Annotated in this window: 15 protein-coding genes; 10 read left to right on the top strand and 5 right to left on the bottom strand. The window is 65.3% G+C overall.

The window, feature by feature from the left end; translation table 11 throughout:
- Position 1: 1 nt before the first annotated feature.
- Positions 2-328 (bottom strand): DUF1820 family protein, encoded by a 327-nt coding sequence (locus PIN01S_RS09395; protein WP_084335400.1) that lies wholly within the window; start codon positions 326-328, stop codon positions 2-4.
- Between the two features lie 237 nt (positions 329-565).
- Here PIN01S_RS09395 and miaB point away from each other — a divergent pair, with 237 nt between their 5' ends.
- The 5 genes from miaB to lnt all read left to right on the top strand — a co-directional run bounded on the left by miaB (position 566) and on the right by lnt (position 5,977).
- The gene (miaB, locus tag PIN01S_RS09390) at positions 566-1,894 is read left to right on the top strand and encodes a tRNA (N6-isopentenyl adenosine(37)-C2)-methylthiotransferase MiaB (RefSeq protein ID WP_084335399.1); all 1,329 of its coding nucleotides are present in this window, start codon (positions 566-568) and stop codon (positions 1,892-1,894) included.
- Positions 1,895-2,011: 117 nt separating this feature from the next.
- On the top strand, positions 2,012-3,040 hold the full coding sequence (locus PIN01S_RS09385) for a PhoH family protein (protein ID WP_084335398.1): 1,029 nt from the start codon (positions 2,012-2,014) through the stop codon (positions 3,038-3,040).
- A complete protein-coding gene (gene ybeY, locus PIN01S_RS09380; RefSeq protein WP_084335397.1) occupies positions 3,033-3,488 on the top strand; it encodes an rRNA maturation RNase YbeY in 456 nt (151 codons plus the stop codon). Before PIN01S_RS09385 ends, ybeY begins: the two co-directional genes overlap by 8 nt.
- A gap of 32 nt (positions 3,489-3,520) precedes the next feature.
- The gene (locus tag PIN01S_RS09375; RefSeq protein WP_084335396.1) at positions 3,521-4,360 is read left to right on the top strand and encodes a CorC family transporter; all 840 of its coding nucleotides are present in this window, start codon (positions 3,521-3,523) and stop codon (positions 4,358-4,360) included.
- A 96-nt stretch (positions 4,361-4,456) separates the two neighbouring features.
- Entirely contained in the window at positions 4,457-5,977 is a 1,521-nt protein-coding gene (lnt, locus tag PIN01S_RS09370; RefSeq protein WP_084335395.1) for an apolipoprotein N-acyltransferase, read from the top strand.
- Positions 5,978-6,038: 61 nt separating this feature from the next.
- Here lnt and PIN01S_RS09365 read toward each other — a convergent pair whose 3' ends face one another.
- Positions 6,039-6,797, bottom strand: coding sequence for a YdcF family protein (locus PIN01S_RS09365; protein ID WP_084335394.1), 759 nt, complete (start codon positions 6,795-6,797; stop codon positions 6,039-6,041).
- An 86-nt stretch (positions 6,798-6,883) separates the two neighbouring features.
- Positions 6,884-7,342: a hypothetical protein gene (locus PIN01S_RS09360; RefSeq protein WP_084335393.1), complete on the bottom strand. Its 459-nt coding sequence runs from the start codon at positions 7,340-7,342 to the stop codon at positions 6,884-6,886.
- A 230-nt stretch (positions 7,343-7,572) separates the two neighbouring features.
- Between PIN01S_RS09360 and leuS the strand changes: the two genes are divergently transcribed.
- The 5 genes from leuS (at position 7,573) to PIN01S_RS09335 (ending at position 13,856) form a co-directional block, all read left to right on the top strand.
- The gene (leuS, locus tag PIN01S_RS09355) at positions 7,573-10,179 is read left to right on the top strand and encodes a leucine--tRNA ligase (RefSeq protein WP_084335392.1); all 2,607 of its coding nucleotides are present in this window, start codon (positions 7,573-7,575) and stop codon (positions 10,177-10,179) included.
- Positions 10,180-10,240: 61 nt separating this feature from the next.
- On the top strand, positions 10,241-10,846 hold the full coding sequence (locus PIN01S_RS09350; RefSeq protein ID WP_084335391.1) for an LPS-assembly lipoprotein LptE: 606 nt from the start codon (positions 10,241-10,243) through the stop codon (positions 10,844-10,846).
- Between the two features lie 42 nt (positions 10,847-10,888).
- Positions 10,889-11,926, top strand: coding sequence for a DNA polymerase III subunit delta (holA, locus tag PIN01S_RS09345; protein WP_084335390.1), 1,038 nt, complete (start codon positions 10,889-10,891; stop codon positions 11,924-11,926).
- Positions 11,927-12,289: 363 nt separating this feature from the next.
- Complete coding sequence (gene arfA, locus PIN01S_RS09340; protein ID WP_084335389.1) at positions 12,290-12,451, top strand: alternative ribosome rescue factor ArfA; 162 nt, start codon at positions 12,290-12,292, stop codon at positions 12,449-12,451.
- Positions 12,452-12,527: 76 nt separating this feature from the next.
- Positions 12,528-13,856 (top strand): lytic murein transglycosylase, encoded by a 1,329-nt coding sequence (locus PIN01S_RS09335; protein ID WP_084335388.1) that lies wholly within the window; start codon positions 12,528-12,530, stop codon positions 13,854-13,856.
- A 1-nt stretch (position 13,857) separates the two neighbouring features.
- Here PIN01S_RS09335 and adeC read toward each other — a convergent pair whose 3' ends face one another.
- The gene (adeC, locus tag PIN01S_RS09330) at positions 13,858-15,285 is read right to left on the bottom strand and encodes an AdeC/AdeK/OprM family multidrug efflux complex outer membrane factor (protein ID WP_084335551.1); all 1,428 of its coding nucleotides are present in this window, start codon (positions 15,283-15,285) and stop codon (positions 13,858-13,860) included.
- The gene (locus PIN01S_RS09325) at positions 15,285-18,425 is read right to left on the bottom strand and encodes an efflux RND transporter permease subunit (protein ID WP_084335387.1); all 3,141 of its coding nucleotides are present in this window, start codon (positions 18,423-18,425) and stop codon (positions 15,285-15,287) included. Before PIN01S_RS09325 ends, adeC begins: the two co-directional genes overlap by 1 nt.

The raw sequence follows: 18,425 nt of genomic DNA, 5'->3' as shown, positions 1-18,425 counted from the left end.
GTTACTTTTCCGGCATCGGCATGGGGAACGGCATCACATTGCCGCCGCCCTTGGCCTCGCTGATCTTCGGCGTGCCCAGACGCTCCACTTCGTCGATGCGGATGATCGCGTGCATCGGCACGAAACTGCGCACCACGCCCTCGAACTGGGCCTTGAGCTTCTCTTCGCTGGGATCGACCACGACCTGGGTCCGCTCGCCGAAGACGAACTCCTCCACTTCCAGAAAGCCCCACAGATCGCTCTGATAGATCTGCTTGGCGTACATCTCGTACACCTGGCCTTGGTTGAGAAAGATCACCTTGTAGATCGGGGTTTCACGCTTGCTCATGGGCGAAGGATAGACAACGGATGGGAATGGAAAGGGCGCGAAGCATAGCACACGGGGCAAGCGGCAAGCGGCAAGCGGCAAGCGGCAAGCGGCACAGCATGACATCCCCTCACCCGGAAGCAACCACCCGCACCGCTGCTCGCTTGTAGCTTGTAGCTTGTAGCTTGTAGCTTGTAGCTTGTAGCTTGGTTGCCTTCTATAATGCGCGGTTCTTCGATTTCCCCCTGACGAATGCGCATGGCCAAGAAGCTTTTCATCGAAACCCACGGCTGCCAGATGAACGAGTACGACAGCTCGCGCATGGCCGACCTGCTGGGTGAACACCAAGCCCTGGAGCTGACCGAGCGACCGGAAGAAGCCGACGTCATCCTGCTCAATACCTGCTCGATCCGCGAAAAAGCCCAGGAAAAGGTCTTTTCGCAGCTCGGCCGCTGGCGCGAGCTGAAGCAGCAGAATCCGCAACTGGTGATCGGTGTCGGCGGCTGCGTGGCCAGCCAGGAAGGCGCCGCCATCCGCGACCGCGCGCCCTACGTCGACGTGGTGTTCGGCCCGCAGACCCTGCACCGTCTGCCGGAAATGATCGATGCCGCCCGCACCACCCGCAAGCCGCAGGTGGATATCTCCTTCCCCGAGATAGAAAAGTTCGACCGTCTGCCCGAACCCCGGGTAGATGGGCCCAGCGCCTTCGTCTCGGTGATGGAAGGTTGCAGCAAGTACTGCACCTTCTGCGTAGTGCCCTATACCCGCGGCGAGGAAGTCAGCCGTCCGCTGGACGACGTACTGAGCGAAATCATCCACCTGGCCGAGAACGGCGTGCGTGAAGTGACCCTGCTCGGCCAGAACGTCAACGGCTACCGCGGCGAGACCCGCGACGGGCGTGTCGCCGACTTCGCCGAACTGCTCTACCTGGTGGCCGCGATCGACGGCATCGACCGCATCCGCTACACCACCTCGCATCCACTGGAATTCTCCGACGCGCTGATCCAGGCCCATGCGGACATTCCGGAGCTGGTCAAATTCCTCCACCTGCCGGTGCAGTCGGGCTCCGACCGAGTGCTGGCGGCGATGAAGCGCAACCACACGGCGCTGGAATACAAATCGCGCATCCGCAAGCTGAAGGCCGCAGTGCCGGACATCAGCATCAGCTCGGACTTCATCGTCGGCTTCCCCGGCGAGACGGATAAGGACTTCGAGCAGACCATGAAACTGATCGAGGACGTCGGCTTCGACTTCTCCTATTCCTTCGTCTACAGCGCGCGCCCCGGTACGCCGGCGGCCGATCTGGTCGACGACACCCCGGAAGAGGTGAAGAAGCAGCGCCTGGCGATCCTGCAGAACCGCATCAACCAGCAGGGTTTCGAGATCAGCCGACGAATGGTCGGCACCACCCAGCGCATCCTGGTCAGCGATTACTCGAAAAAAGACCCCGGCATGCTCCAAGGGCGTACCGAGAACAACCGTATCGTCAACTTCCGCAGCGATAATCCGCGTCTGATCGGCCAGTTCGTGGACGTGCACATCGATGACGCCCTGCCCCACTCGCTGCGCGGCAGCCTGCCGGGTTGACGGTACCTCGACCGCAGGCCCCGCCGGGCCTGCGGCCAAGGGCTTACTTCACGCCTGCCCATCCGAGCGTTATCCTTGCCCTATCTTCCCCTGCCGTACGGCGGCTGACACACGACATTGAACGCACCCATAGAACCGCATCGTTTCGTCCTCGAACCCTTCGAGGCTCGCCGCTTCGCCAACCTCTGCGGGCAATTCGACGAGCACCTGCGCCTGATCGAACAACGCCTGGACATCGAAATCCGCAACCGCGGCAACCAGTTCGAACTGGTCGGCGACCCCAAGCACACCCAATCCGCCGAGCACCTCCTGCGCCGGCTCTACCGTGAAACCAACGGTACCGAGCTGTCGCCGGACATGGTTCACCTGTTCCTCCAGGAGTCCGCCATGGAAGAACTCGGCGGCGAGAAAGGCGAAGCCGGCGTCACGCTGCGCACGCGCAAGGGCATGATCCGTCCGCGCGGCGCCAACCAGCAGCGCTACGTCAAGGCGATCCTCGACCACGACATCAACTTCGGCATCGGCCCGGCCGGCACCGGCAAGACCTACCTGGCCGTGGCCTGCGCGGTGGACGCGCTGGAGCGCGAACAGGTACGCCGCATCCTGCTGGTGCGTCCGGCGGTCGAGGCCGGCGAGAAACTCGGCTTCCTGCCCGGCGACCTGGCGCAGAAGATCGACCCCTACCTGCGCCCGCTGTACGACGCGCTCTACGAAATGCTCGGCTTCGAGACCGTTGCCAAACTGATCGAGAAACAAGTGATCGAGGTCGCGCCGCTGGCCTACATGCGCGGCCGTACCCTGAACAACAGCTTCATCATCCTCGACGAAAGCCAGAACACCACGCTCGAACAGATGAAGATGTTCCTCACCCGCATCGGCTTCGGCTCCACTGCGGTGATCACCGGCGACACCACCCAGGTCGACCTGCCGCGCGGCACCCGCTCGGGCCTGCTGCATGTGATCGACGTGCTGCGCGACGTGCCGGGCATCAGCTTCACCCACTTCAAGCCCAAGGATGTGGTGCGCCACCCCTTGGTGCAGCGCATCGTCGAGGCCTACGAGCGCTTCGACGACGCCCAGGGCAAGGCCGCCGAGGCACGAGCCGCCGCGCGCCGGCAGGCCAAGGACGACGACAGCGATGCTTGAACTCGACCTGCAGGTCGCTACCGAAGCTCCCATTCCCGACGAAGCCCGCTTCCGCCAGTGGTGCGAACTGGCCCTGCGCCAGCGTTCGGCGCCGTCCGAACTGACCATCCGCCTGGTCGACGAAACCGAAGGCCGCGAACTGAACCGCACCTGGCGGCACAAGGACTACGCCACCAACGTCCTGTCGTTCCCGGCCGACGTGCCCGACGAAATGCTGGACATCCCCCTGCTCGGCGATCTGGTGATCTGCGTGCCGGTGGTGGAGCGAGAGGCAGCGGAACAGGGCAAGACGGTGGAGGCCCACTGGGCCCACCTGGTTATCCACGGCTGCCTGCATCTGCTCGGCTACGACCACATCGAGGATGAGGAAGCCGAGGAGATGGAAGCGCTGGAACGGGAATTGCTCGCTGAACTGGGCCATCCCGATCCCTATGCAGATGACGAATAACCGGTGCTCCCCGGAACCATGAGCAGGAAACCATGAGCGAAGATCGATCGAGCAACGGGCAAAAGTCCTGGTTGGACAAACTCACCCAGGCTTTTACCCATGAGCCGAGAAACCGCCAGGAGCTCCTCGAGCTGCTGCGCGAAGCCCACCAGAACAAACTCCTCGACAGCGAAGCACTGTCCATCGTCGAAGGCGCCATTCAGGTGGCCGACCTGCAAGTACGCGACATCATGGTCCCGCGCTCGCAGATGATCAGCATCAAATCGACGCAGACACCCAAGGAATTCCTTCCCGCCGTCATCGAGGCCGCGCATTCGCGCTACCCGGTCGTCGGCGAAAGCCTCGACGACGTGATGGGCGTGCTGCTGGCCAAGGACCTGCTGCCGCTGATCCTCCAGGGCGACGCGCAGACTTTCAACATCCGCGACCTGCTGCGCCCGGCCACCTTCGTGCCGGAGTCCAAGCGGCTCAACGTCCTGCTCAAGGAATTCCGCGCCAACCGTAACCACATGGCCATCGTCATCGACGAATACGGCGGCGTGGCCGGCCTGGTGACCATCGAGGACGTGCTGGAACAGATCGTCGGCGACATCGAGGACGAACACGATGTCGAGGAGGACAGCTACATCAAGCCGCTGCCCAGCGGCGACTTCCTGATCAAGGCGCTGACGCCGATCGACAGCTTCAACGAGTTCTTCGACAGCGAGTTTTCCGACGAGGAGTACGATACCGTCGGCGGGCTGGTGATGAGCGCATTCGGCCATCTGCCGAAGCGCAACGAAGTGACCGAGATCGGCGAATTCCGCTTCCGGGTGCTGAACGCCGACAGCCGCCGCATTCACCTGCTGCGCCTGTCACCCCTGGCCCAGTGAGCCACGGCCGTCGAGTGCGGCGGCCGGACCAAAGCAAGACACCGGACTCACGGTGCAGTACGCGGGCACGACGACCCTTTTACGCAAGGAATGTGCATGAACTGGATCAAGCGCCCGGGTTGGCCGGGCCATCTGCTGGCGCTCGCTGCCGGGGCGCTGACGCCGCTGGCGCTCTCTCCTTTCAACCTGTGGCCGGTGGAGCTGCTGTCCATCGCCTTGTTCTACCTGGGGCTGCGCGCCCTCTCGCCCAAGGCGGCCTTGTTGCGCGGCTGGTGCTACGGCTTCGGCCTGTTCGTCGCCGGCACCAGTTGGGTCTACGTCAGCATTCACGACTACGGTTCGGCCTCGGCCCCGCTGGCGGCCTTCCTCACCTTCGGCTTCGTCGCCGGCCTCGGCCTGTTCTTCGCCCTGCCCGCCTGGCTCTGGGCGCGCTGGCTGCGCCGCGATGAAGCGCCCCTGGCCGATGCCCTGGCCTTCGCCGCGCTCTGGGTGGCCCAGGAAGCGTTCCGCGGCTGGTTCCTCACCGGCTTTCCCTGGCTCTACGCCGGCTACAGCCAACTCGAAGGCCCGCTGGCCGGGTTGGCGCCGGTCGGCGGGGTCTGGCTGCTGTCCTTCTGCCTGGCGCTGAGCGCCGTCCTGCTGGCCAACCTGCGACGGATGCGGGTACGCCCGCTGTTCTTCGCCATGGGCCTCGTACTGCTGGCCACACCCTGGGTCGCCGGCCAGGCCCTCAAGGGCCATGACTGGACCACCGCAGCCGGTGCGCCACTGAAAGTGGCGGCCATGCAGGGCAATATCGCCCAGGACATGAAGTGGGACCCGGAGCAATTGCACGCCCAGCTCAACCTGTATCGCGACATGAGCTTCACCTCGCAGCCGGCCGACCTGATCGTCTGGCCGGAAACCGCCGTGCCCATCCTCAAGGAATTCGCCGAAGGCTACCTGACCGTGATGGGCCGCTTCGCCGAGGACCGCAAATCGGCGCTGATCACCGGCGTGCCGATCCGCCAGGACAACGAGCGTGGCCAGAAGCGCTACTACAACGGCATCGTCGTGGTCGGCGAAGGCGAAGGCACCTACCTCAAGCAGAAGCTGGTGCCCTTCGGTGAGTACGTACCGCTGCAGGAAGTGCTGCGCGGGCTGATCGCCTTCTTCGACCTGCCCATGTCCGACTTCGCCCGCGGCTCGTCCGAGCAGCCGCTGCTGGAGGCCAAGGGTTACAAGATCGCACCCTACATCTGCTACGAAGTGGTCTACCCGGAATTCGCCGCGGGCCTGGCGGCGCAGAGCCAACTGCTGCTGACCATCAGCAACGACGCCTGGTTCGGCACCTCCATCGGTCCGCTACAGCATTTGCAGATGGCCCAGATGCGCGCCCTCGAAGCCGGGCGCTGGATGATCCGCGCAACTAACAACGGCGTCACCGTGCTGATCGACCCGTTCGGCCAGATCCGCGAGGAGCTGCCGCAGTTCAAGCGTGCCACCCTCTACGGCGAGGTGGAGCCACGCGAAGGACTGACCCCGTACCTGCGCTGGCGTGCCTGGCCACTGATCATCCTCTGCGGCCTGCTGTTCGGCTGGTCCCTGCTGGCCAACCGCATGGCCAAGATGGTTTAACGGCAGCGGCAAGCGGCAAGCGGCAAGCGGCAAGCAAGGCGAGTGTTGGGCGGTTTCCTCGCTAGTAGAACAGCGGATAGGCCAGTTGCCCGACAGCTTCGTTGAGCAGCATGCCGTTCTGCCAGACGGCCTTGCTCTCCGGCAACCAGCCGCCCAGCGGGCGGCCGTTGGGCACGCCGAGAAAACCGATGGGCGCGGTGATCACCTCGAAACCCTGTCGTTCGAAACTCCAGCGTGAGCGAGGCATGTGTGCGGCCTGGGTCACCAGGACGACACGGGTGACGCCGTCCGCCTTCAGGATGGGCGCCGATTCCGTGGCGTTCTCCCAAGTCGTGCGGCTTCGCTCTTCGCGCCAGCGCACCTCGATCCCGTAGTCGTGCGACAAGCTATCGGCCATGATCGCCGCCTCGCTGGGTGGCGTGCCGTAATGCAGGCCGCCGGTCACCAGGATCGGCAACCCGCTGGCCTTGGCCAGGCGCGCCGCATAACGCAGGCGCTCCATCGCCATGATTCCCGGTTGATCCTCGCCCCAGGCCGGATCACCTCGCTCGCGCCCGGCACCGAGAATGACGATGGCGTCGGCGCGCTGCGCCAGCCCCGCCCAGTCGCTTTCCGCCAGCGGCGACTCACGTTCGAGACCGCGCGCAGCCCATTCGACCACCACCGGCAGGCTCATCAGCCACAATCCGCCAAACCCTGCCACGAAACACAGCACGGCCAGCCGCGGCGCACGCCGGTGCAGCCACCAGGCGAGCAGCAATAACAGCAGCAGAATGCCCGGCGGCAGGATGATCTGTTTGATGATGTAGCGGATCGGCATCGGCACCTCCTGGGTGCGCGAAGCCTAACCCGAAGCCGGGCCGACGTCATGGGAGCGTGCCAGGGCAGGGCTATCCCGCCGGGAAACTAACCGATGCGCTTCGGCTGGCCGGCCCGGAACAGTTGCGAACCGCAAGTCAGGCAGGCGCGCACGCATTGGCCTCGCTGCACGTGGGCAGCCGTGCCGCACAGGGCGCAGAACAACTGCTGGCGGCGCTTGAGGAGGGGTTTGAGTTTCGTCTGGGACTTGGTTGCCGATGCCTTGCCGTTACTGCGAGCGGGCTTGCCATGGCGCGCCGGGGTCTGCTCGATCAGGGCCAACTCCTCGGCGGCGGCGTGCCAGCCGCGCAGCCAGTTCAGGTCCCGATCCAGATAGGCTCGGATCAACTGCAACTCCGCCGGAGTCAGCCCGCGCAATTCCAGTTCCTGGGGAGGCCGCTCGTGCAGGCGAGTGGCGGTATCGGCTTCGTCGAGCGCCAGGGCAAGACGTTGCAATAGACGCTCGTACAGCCCCCCACTTGTCTCTAACCGCCGCGTCTCGCCCATCATCACCTCGTGTCGGGCAGATCGCCTGCCCATAGGGAAAGCTTAGCGCCGTCCCCTCGGGCAGCCGCGTGTCGCGACAAACGGCGGCCCGCGTGGCCTCGGGCGAATCAGGCGAAGCGGCGGAACGATCCGCCCGACTGACCCGGCGCGGCAAAAATCCATCAACAGAGGCGCGCGCTCATGTATGCTACGGCGTTTCCTGTAAGCCCCTTTTTCCAGCGCCAGTAGCCATGCACGAACAGTATCAGCCCCGCGAAATCGAAGCCGCCGCGCAATCCCACTGGGACCAGCAGAAATCCTTTGTAGTGAGCGAACAACCGGGCAAGGACACCTTCTATTGCCTGTCGATGTTCCCCTACCCCAGCGGCAAGCTGCACATGGGCCACGTGCGCAACTACACCATCGGCGACGTGATCGCCCGCTACCAGCGCATGCAGGGCAAGAACGTCCTGCAGCCGATGGGCTGGGACGCGTTCGGCATGCCGGCGGAAAACGCCGCGATGAAGAACAAGGTGGCGCCGGCCAAGTGGACCTACGAGAACATCGACTACATGAAGTCCCAGCTCAAGAGCCTGGGCCTGGCCATCGACTGGTCGCGTGAAGTCACCACCTGCAAGCCGGACTACTACCGCTGGGAGCAGTGGCTGTTCACCCGCCTGTTCGAGAAAGGCGTGATCTACCGCAAGAACGGTACCGTGAACTGGGACCCGGTCGACCAGACCGTGCTGGCCAACGAGCAGGTCATCGACGGCCGCGGCTGGCGCTCGGGCGCGCTGATCGAGAAGCGCGAAATCCCGATGTACTACTTCAAGATCACCGCCTACGCGGATGAGCTGCTGGAAAGCCTGGACGAACTGGACGGCTGGCCGGAACAGGTCAAGACCATGCAGCGCAACTGGATCGGCAAGTCGCGCGGCATGGAAATCAGCTTCCCCTACGACGTCGCCAGCATCGGCAGCGAAGGCGTGATGAAGGTCTTCACCACCCGCCCCGACACCCTGATGGGCGCCACCTACGTGGCAGTGGCCGCCGAGCACCCGCTGGCCACCCTGGCCGCGAAGGACAACCCCGAGCTGCAAGCCTTCATCGAGGAATGCAAGCGCGGCGGTGTCGCCGAAGCCGACATCGCCACCCAGGAGAAGAAGGGCCTGGCCACCGCCCTGCGCGTGCAGCACCCGCTCACCGGCGAGCTGTTGCCGGTATGGGTCGCCAACTATGTGCTGATGAATTACGGCGAAGGTGCGGTCATGGCCGTGCCCGCCCACGACGAGCGCGATTTCGAATTCGCCAGCAAATATGGCCTGCCGATCAAGCCGGTGGTCCGCACCAGTGCCGGCGACACCACTCCGGCCCCCTGGCAGGACGCCTACGGCGAACACGGCCAACTGATCAACTCGGGCGAGTTCGACGGCCTGGACTTCGAAGGTGCCTTCGATGCCATCGAAGTGGCCCTGCAGAAGAAAGGCCTCGGCCAGGCGCGCACCCAGTTCCGCCTGCGCGACTGGGGCATCAGCCGCCAGCGCTACTGGGGCTGTCCGATCCCGATCATCCATTGCGACGCCTGCGGCGACGTACCGGTGCCGGAAGACCAGCTCCCCGTGGTGCTGCCGGAAGACGTGGTGCCGGACGGCAGCGGCAGCCCGCTGGCGAAGATGCCCGAATTCTACGAGTGCAGCTGTCCGAAATGCGGCCAGCCGGCCAAGCGCGAAACCGACACCATGGACACCTTCGTCGAGTCGTCCTGGTACTTCGCCCGCTACGCCTCGCCGACCTACGACAAGGGTATGGTCGACCCGGCCGCGGCCAACCATTGGCTGCCGGTCGACCAGTACATCGGCGGCATCGAGCACGCCATCCTGCACCTGCTCTACGCGCGCTTCTTCCACAAGCTGATGCGCGACGAAGGGCTGGTCAGCTCCAACGAGCCGTTCAAGAACCTGCTGACCCAGGGCATGGTGGTCGCCGAGACCTACTACCGCACCGCCGAAAACGGCGGCAAGGACTGGTTCAACCCGGCCGACGTAGAAGTCGAGCGCGACGCCAAGGCCAAGGTCATCGGCGCCAAGCTCAAGACGGATGGCCTGCCGGTGGAAATCGGCGGCACCGAAAAGATGTCCAAGTCGAAGAACAACGGCGTCGACCCGCAGGCGATGATCGACCAGTACGGCGCCGATACCTGCCGCCTGTTCATGATGTTCGCCTCGCCGCCGGACATGAGCCTGGAGTGGTCCGACTCCGGCGTCGAGGGCGCCAGCCGCTTCCTCCGCCGCGTCTGGCGCCTGGCCCATGCCCACGTCAGCCAGGGCCTGCCGGGCACGCTGGACAAGAACCCGCTGAACGACGAGCAGAAAGGCATCCGCCGCGCCATCCACCTGGCCATCAAGCAGGCCAGCCAGGATGTCGGCCAGCATCACAAGTTCAACACCGCCATCGCCCAGGTGATGACTCTGATGAACGTGCTGGAGAAGGCACCGACCGCCACCACCCAGGACCGTGCCCTGCTCCAGGAGGGCCTGGAAACCGTGGCCCTGTTGCTGGCGCCGATCACACCGCACATCTGCCACGCGCTCTGGGAGCAACTGGGCAAGAGCGGCGCGATCATCGACGCCGGCTGGCCGCAGGTGGACGAAAGCGCCCTGGTGCAGGACAGCCTGGAACTGGTGGTGCAGGTCAACGGCAAACTGCGCGGCCACATCGAAGTACCGGCCAGCGCCAGCCGCGAAGAGATCGAAAGCGCCGCGCGGCAGAACGAGAATGTCCTGCGCTTCACCGAAGGCCTGACCATCCGCAAGGTCATCGTGGTGCCGGGCAAGCTGGTCAATATCGTCGCGAACTGATGCAGTCCGCCGCACGCCGACGGGTGGTGCGGCGGGACGCTCGCCAAGGGGAAATACAAAGATGATGAAACGGAATCTGATCCTGATCGGCCTCGCCGCCCTGCTGAGCGCCTGCGGCTTCCAGTTGCGCGGTACCGGCGATATCCAGTTCGCCCTGCGCGAACTGGACGTTTCGGCGCGCAACGCCTACGGCGAAACCGTCAAGCAACTGCGCCAGCAACTGGAAAGCAACGACGTCAAAGTCTACTCGGGTGCCGCCTACAAGCTGGTACTGATCCGCGAAACCGAAGGCAAGCGCACTGCCAGCTATACCGGCAGCGCACGTACGGCCGAGTACGAGCTGACCGACAAGCTGGACTTCGAAATCCGTGGCGCGAAGAACATGCTGCTGCTCGCCGATAATGCCGAAGTACAGAGCATCTACGTGCACGACGAGAACAACCTGATCGGCTCCGACCAGGAAGAAGCCCAGTTGCGCAACGAGATGCGCCGCGATCTGGTGCAGCAATTGGTGATGAAACTGCAACGGATCACCCCGGACCAGCTCGACCAGTTGCAGCAGTCGGCCGAAGCCAGGGCCCGCGCCGAAGCCGAAGCGCTGGAAGCCGCACGCCGTGCGCGGCAGGTCGAACCCCAGCAGTCGCCGATCCAACTGCCGGTCCAGTGACCGGCCCGGGCCGCTTCGGCGGCCCGACCGGCTCCCGCCACGATGAAGCTCAATCCCGCCCAGCTCGCCAAGCACCTCCAGGGCTCCCTGGCGCCCGTCTACGTGGTCAGCGGTGACGAGCCGCTGCTCTGCCAGGAAGCCTGCGACGCGATCCGTGCCGCTACCCGCGCCCAGGGTTTCAGCGAGCGCCAGGTGTTCAACGTCGAGAACAACTTCGACTGGGGCCAGTTGATCGAGGCCGGTGCCAGCCTCTCGCTGTTCGCCGAGAAGCGCCTGATCGAGCTGCGTATCCCCAACGGCAAGCCGGGTGACAAGGGTGCCGCTGCCTTGCTCGAATACCTCGCCCGTCCGGCGGAAGACACCTTGCTGCTGATCAGCCTGCCGAAGCTGGATGGCAGCACGCAGAAAACCAAGTGGGCCAAGGCCCTGATCGACGGACCGCACGCGCAGTTCATCCAGATCTGGCCGATCGACGCCCACCAGTTACCGCAGTGGATTCGCCAACGCCTGTCCCAGGCCGGCCTCGCCGCCAACCAGGAAGCGGTGGACCTGATCGCCGCGCGGGTGGAGGGCAACCTCCTCGCCGCCGCGCAGGAAATCGAAAAGCTCAAGCTGCTCGCCGAAGGCAACCAGATCGACGCCGCCGTGGTGCAGGCCGCAGTGGCCGACAGTGCCCGTTTCGACGTCTTCGGCCTGATCGATGCCGCCCTCAACGGCGAAGCCGCCCACGCCCTGCGCATGCTCGATGGCCTGCGCGGCGAAGGCGTGGAAACCCCGGTGATCCTCTGGGCCCTGGCCCGCGAGCTGCGCCTGCTGGCCGGACTCGCCCAGCAATATGCCCTGGGGGTGCCGCTGGAGAAGGCCTTCAGCCAGGCCCGCCCGCCGGTATGGGACAAACGCCGGCCGCTGCTCTCCAAGGCACTGCAACGCCACTCCAGCGCCCGCTGGAACCAGTTGCTGATGGATGCCCAACGCATCGATGCCCAGATCAAGGGCCAGGCGGCCGGCGATCCGTGGAACGCCCTCGGCCGCCTGGCCTTGCTGGTCGCCGGCCAGCGCCTGCCGTTGCCATCCGAGTAATATCAAGGTCCCGCCGGGCGAATGAATTCGCCCCTACAAAGGCACCCTTACCAGTGGGCGAACTTATTGGACTCGGCCTCCTGACGGGACGTCCGAGTTAGCCGAACCTCTCTCCGGTGGGGCCTCCGGCAACGACAAAGCGTCAGGATCACTTCGTTACACCGAGCAGACGAGTCTCCCCTCTCCCGTTTACGGGAGAGGGGCCGGGGGAGAGGGTTTGCCTGCCTTGCACTGAATAAAAGCCCTGCCCGCAGGAGCGAATTCATTCGCCCAACTCGTCAGCCCCAACTCTGGACATTTTTTGAACAAAGCCCGATTATGCGCGCGCCTGCCGGCCGGCAGGTCATTCACTGGAGAAAGCCCATGGCCAAGAAATCCCGACCCGGCCCGAACAAGGCCAAATCCCTGGTTGCCCAGCCCCTCTTCCGCTGTCGCCAGGAAAAGCCGAAAAAAGGCAAAGGCAGCTACCGCCGCGAAGCCTCCCAGTCCACCAACTGGGAGGCTTCGGTCTTTCTGGCGGCGTGAAAATCGTCGGGACTCCGGCACGATGCCGGATGTCGTGTTATGGTCTCGGTCTGATTCGACGTCCCGAGAGCGTTCCATGTTTTACCGTTCCGCCGCCGGCCGACCGTTCCGCCATCTGATCGCCGGCTCCGCGCTGCTGCTGACCGCCTGCACCGAACCGCCTGTCGCCGCAGACCAGACCCCGATCCAGCCTCCCCAATCCCCTCAGGTGCAAGCCGCCCCCCAGGCCGCGCCAATCCCGACCGACGTACCGTTCGAGCAACCCGCCATCAGCTTCGATGATTGGCGTACCAGCTTCCGCGAGCAGGCACTCGGCAAGGGCATCGACGCCAGGGTCTTCGATAACGCTTTCGCCGGCGTCACGCCCGATCCCGCGGTGATCGCCGCCGACCGCAGCCAACCCGAATTCACCCGCCCGGTCTGGGAATACCTGGACGGCGCCCTCTCTCCTCAGCGCGTCGGCAAGGGCCAGCAACTGCTGCGCCAGCACGCCGCGACGCTGCAGAGGATCGAAGACATCTACGGCGTCGACCGCCAGGCGCTGGTCGCCATCTGGGGCATGGAAAGCAACTTCGGCCAGATCATGGGCGACAAGCCGGTGATCCGCTCGCTCGCCACCCTGGCCTACGAAGGCCGCCGTCCGCAGTTCGCCCAGGAACAACTGCTGGCCGCCCTGGACATCCTCCAGCACGGCGACGTCCAGCCCGCACGGATGCTCGGCTCCTGGGCCGGTGCCATGGGCCAGACCCAGTTCATCCCGACCACCTATAACACCCATGCAGTGGATTTCGACGGCGACGGCCGCCGCGACATCTGGGGTTCGTCCGCCGACGCCCTGGCCTCGGCCGCGCACTACCTGCAAGCCTCCGGTTGGCGCAAGGGGCAGCGCTGGGGCTTCGAAGTGAAACTGCCGCAGGGATTCGACTACGCCCAGGCCGATGCCGATATCCGCAAGTCCCTGGCCGAGTGGCGGCAGATGGGCATCGCCGGGATTCCCGCCGGCAACGAAACGGACAGCGCCTACCTGCTGCTCCCGGCCGGCTACCGTGGCCCGGCCTTCCTGGTACTGAACAACTTCCGCAGCATCCTCAAATACAACAACTCGTCGTCCTATGCCCTGGCCATCGGCCTGCTCGGCGAGCGCCTGCAAGGCGGTGGATCGATCGCCGGCCAATGGCCGAAGGACGAGCTGCCACTGTCGCGCAGCGAGCGCATCGAATTGCAGGAACGCTTGGCCAATAGCGGTTACGACCCCGGCGCTGCCGACGGCATCATCGGCGCCAATACCCGCCGGGCGATCCGTGGCTTCCAGCAGTCCCTCGGCTGGCCAGCGGACGGTTACCCGACCCAGTCGCTGCTCCGCCAGTTGCGCGGCGCCGCACTGCCGGCCACGACCAGCCGCTGACTCACGACGCCACGTTGCCGGCCTGCCGCTCGGTGGAGGCGCCGCCACCGAGCACCTTGTACAGCGTCAAGCGGTTGGCCTGCTCCGACAATTCCAGGCTGATCAGCCCCTGGCGCGCCGAATAGAGCGAGCGCTGGGCATCCAGCACTTCCAGGTAGCTGTTGGCGCCGTTGCGATAGAGCGCATCGGATAGCCGATAGCTGCGCTCGGTAGCCTCGACCAGCGCGCGCTGTGCATTCAACCGGTCCTGCAAGGTGCTGCGCACCGCCAGCGCATCGGCAACCTCCCGGAACGCGCTCTGCACGGTCTTTTCGTAAGTGGCCAATTGGATGGCCTTCTCGGTCTTCGCCGACTCGAGGCTGGCACGCAGGCTGCCGGCGTTGAAGATCGGTACGCTGATGCTCGGCCCGAAACTCCAGGCGCCGCTGCCACCCTTGAACAACCCGCTCAGGTCGGCACTGCTGGTACCCGCCGCACCGGTCAGGGTGATGCTGGGAAACAGCGCGGCGCGGGCAGCGCCGATATCGGCATTGGCTGCTTTCAGGTCATGCTCGGCGGCGAGCACATCGGGCCGGCGTTGCAGCAGGCTGGACGGCAGGCCGGCCGGAATCTCCACCAGTTGCGCGGCTTCCGCATCCAGGGTGGCCGGCAGCAGCGTGTCGGGCACGCTGTCACCCACCAGCAATGTCAGTGCGTTGATGTCCTGGCGGACCTGGCTGGTGTATTCCGCCACGTCCTCGCGCGCCGACTCCACGGTGCTCTGCGCCTGGGCCAATGCCACACCGGAGCTGTTGCCGAGGTCATGGCTACGCCGGGTCAGTTCGTAGGACGCCTGCTGGCTTTTCAGGGTGTCTTCGGCGAGTTGCAGCAGGGCCTTGTCGGCGGCCAGGGTGAGCCAGGCGTTGGCGACTTCGGCGACCAGGCTGATCTGCGTGCTGCGATGGGTCTCCTCCAGGGCCAGATAATCTTCCAGGGCCGACTCGCTGAGGTTCTTCAGCCGGCCGAAGAAATCCAGCTCGTAGCTGCTGAACCCCAGCTCGGCGCTGTATTGCGAACCGATGCTGGCCGCCTCTCCCCCATTCAACGAAGCCGGTGTGCGCGAGCGGGTCCCACTGACGCTGGCCGCCACCGAGGGAAATTGCTCGGCGCGCTGGATGCGGTACTGGGCGCGGGCCTTCTCGATGTTCAGGGCGGCGACGCGCAGGTCGCGGTTGTTCGCCAGGGCGCGTTCGACTACCTGCTCGAGACGCGCGTCGATGAAGAAGCTGCGCCAATCGATCTCGGCGCTGGCGTTGCCCGAGGTGCTCTCCGCCTGCGCCGGCCATTGATCGGCCACAGGCGCCTGCGGTCGTTGATAATCCGGGGCGAGGTTGGCGCAACCGCCCAGCGCGAGCGCCAGCAGCAGCGGAACGAAAACGGGCCGGTGCATCATGGCTGGACTCCTGCGACAAGGTTGGATTCGGTCGGCGTCTTCTTGCTGAACAGACGACGGACCAGGACGAAGAACAGCGGCACGAAGAAAATTCCCAGCACCGTGGCCGAGAACATGCCGCCCAGCACGCCGGTGCCGATGGCCCGGCGGCCGCCGGAACCGGCGCCGTTGCTCAAGGCCAGCGGCAACACGCCGAACATGAAGGCCAGGGAGGTCATCAGAATCGGCCGCAGGCGCTGGCGGCAAGCCTCGAGGGTGGCCTCGATCAGGTCGCGGCCCTGCTCCTGCAACTGCTTGGCGAACTCGACGATGAGGATCGCGTTCTTCGCCGCCAGGCCGACCGTGGTGAGCAGCCCGACTTGGAAATAGACGTCGTTGCTCAACCCGCCGAGACGGGTGGCCAGCACCGCGCCGATGACCCCGAGCGGCACCACCAGCATTACCGCGAAGGGAATCGACCAGCTCTCGTAGAGCGCCGCCAGGCAAAGGAAGACGAACAGGATCGACACCCCATAGAGCAGCGGCGCCTGGGAGCCGGACAGGCGCTCCTGATAGGACTGCCCGGACCATTCGTAGCCGATACCGGCCGGCAACTGGGCGATCAGCGATTCGACCTCGGCCATGGCTTCGCCCGAACTGACCCCGGCCGCCGGATCGCCGACCAGTTCCAGCGAGGCGTTGCCGTTGTAGCGTTCCAGCAGCGGCGAGCCGAAGGTCCAGCCGGTGCTGGCGAAGGCGGAGAACGGCACCATCTCGCCGAGGCTGTTGCGCACGTACCAGCGGCCAATGTCCTCGGGCTGCATGCGCGCGTCGGCATCGCCCTGCACGTAGACCTTCTTCACCCGTCCGTTGTGGATGAAATCGTTGACGTAGCTGCCGCCCATGGCCGTGCCGAGGGTGGTGTTGATGTCGCTGGTGGCCAGGCTGTAGGCACCGGTCTTGCGGTCGTCGATGGCCACGCGGAATTCGGCGGTGTCGTCCAGGCCGGTGCTGCGCACGCCCACCAGCTTGTCGCTCTTGGCCGCCAGGGCGAGGAATTGGTCGCGGGCGGCGACCAGGGCATCATGCCCGACGCCGCCGACATCCTTGAGTTGCAGGTTGAAGCCGGAGCTGTCGCCGAGGCCGCGGATCGCCGGCGGCTGCATGACGAAGATGCTCGCATCGCGCAGGTTGGAAAGTTCCAGGGTGGCGCGCCGGGCGATGGCCGCCGCGGCATGTTCGGTGCCGTCGCGCATACTCCAGTCCTTCAGCTTGATGAAGGCGCGGCCGGCATTCTGTGCATTGCCGCCCATGCCCATGCCCGTGATGCTGACCAGGGAGTCGACCTCCGGCTGTGCGCGGATGTAGTCGATGAACTCCGTCATCGCCGCCTGGGTGCGCGCATCGGTGGCGCCCACCGGCAACTGGATCATCGCCATCAGCATCCCCTGGTCCTCGTCGGGGAGGAAGGAACCGGGCAGGCGCAGGTATCCCACCGCCATTACCACCAGGATGATCGCGTACAGCGCCAGGAATCGTGGTCCACGGCGCAGCACGCTGCCGACGCCGCCCTGGTATAGCCCCGCATTACGCTCGAAGGTGCGGTTGAACCAGGCAAAGAAGCCCCGATTCGGCGCATGCCCGCCTTCGGCCGAGGGCTTGAGCAGGGTGGCACAGAGCGCCGGGCTGAGACTCATGGCCACCAGCACCGAAAGCAGCATGGCGCTGACGACGGTGATGGAGAACTGCCGATAGATCACCCCGGTGGAGCCGCCGAAGAAAGCCATGGGAATGAACACCGCCGAGAGCACCAGGGCGATGCCGACCAGCGCGCCGCTGATCTCGCCCATGGACTTGCGCGTCGCCTCGCGGGGCGACAGGCCCTCCTCGCTCATGACCCGCTCGACGTTCTCCACCACCACGATGGCGTCGTCCACCAGCAGGCCGATGGCCAGGACCATGCCGAACATGGTCAGGGTGTTGATCGAGTAACCGAACGCCGCCAGCACGCCGAAGGTGCCGAGCAGCACCACCGGCACGGTGATCGCCGGGACCAGGGTGGCGCGCCAGTTCTGCAGGAACAGGTACATGATCGCCACCACCAGGACGATGGCCTCGAACAGCGACTTGACCACCTCCTCGATGGACAGGCTGACGAACGGCGTGGTGTCGTAGGGGATCGCCGTTTCCAACTGCATTTCCGCCGGGAAGTTGGCCGACAGCTCGGCCAGCTTCGCTTTCACCGCCTCGGCGGTATCCAGCGCGTTGGCGCCGGTGGCCAGGGTGATACCCATGGCCGCCGAGGGCTTGCCGTTGAGCGAGGTCACCACGTCGTAGCTTTCGCTGCCCAGTTCGACGCGGGCGACGTCCGCCAGCCGCACCAGCGAGCCGTCGCTGCCAGCCTTGAGCACGATCTCGCGGAAGTCCGCCTCGCTCTGTAACTTGCTGCGCGCACTGATGGTGGCGTTCAACTGCTGTCCGGTCCTGGCCGGCAATGCGCCGAGCTGGCCGGCCGAGACCTCGGTGTTCTGTGCCTCGATGGCGGCGCTGACGTCCGACGGCATCAGCGCGTACTGCTCCAGCCTGGCCGGGTCGAGCCAGATGCGCATGGCGTAGCCGGAGCCCAGGGTCCGTACCTCGCCGACGCCATCCACGCGGCTGACCTGATCGAGCAGGCTGCTGGAAATGTAATCGCCGATATCGGTGCTGGTGACCGACGGGTTGGCCGACTGCAGGGCGACGATCATCAGGAAGTCGGAGCCGCCCTTGGTCACCGTGATGCCCTGGTTCTGCACCGCCTGGGGCAGGCGCGACTCGGCCTGTTGCAGTTTGTTCTGCACCTGCATCTGCGCCACGTCCGGGTCGGTGCCGGCGCTGAAGGTCAGGTTGATGCTGGCGGTGCCCGCCGAACTGCTGGAGGCGGACATGTAGGTGAGGCCGTCGAGCCCTTTCATCTGCTGCTCGATCACCTGGGTGACCGAGTCCTCGATGGTCTTGGCCGAGGCACCGGTATAGGTGGCGGAAATGCGTACTTCGGGCGGGGCGATGTCCGGGTACTGCTCCAGCGGCAACTGGCTGATGGACAGCGTGCCGGCGAGCATGATGACGATGGAAATGACCCAGGCGAAGATCGGCCGATCGATGAAAAAACGTGGCAT

Origin of the sequence: Pseudomonas indica NBRC 103045 (genome assembly GCF_002091635.1) — a bacterium.
Taxonomy (GTDB): Bacteria; Pseudomonadota; Gammaproteobacteria; order Pseudomonadales; family Pseudomonadaceae; genus Pseudomonas_M; species Pseudomonas_M indica.
This window is presented reverse-complemented; position numbering and strand designations above follow the sequence as displayed.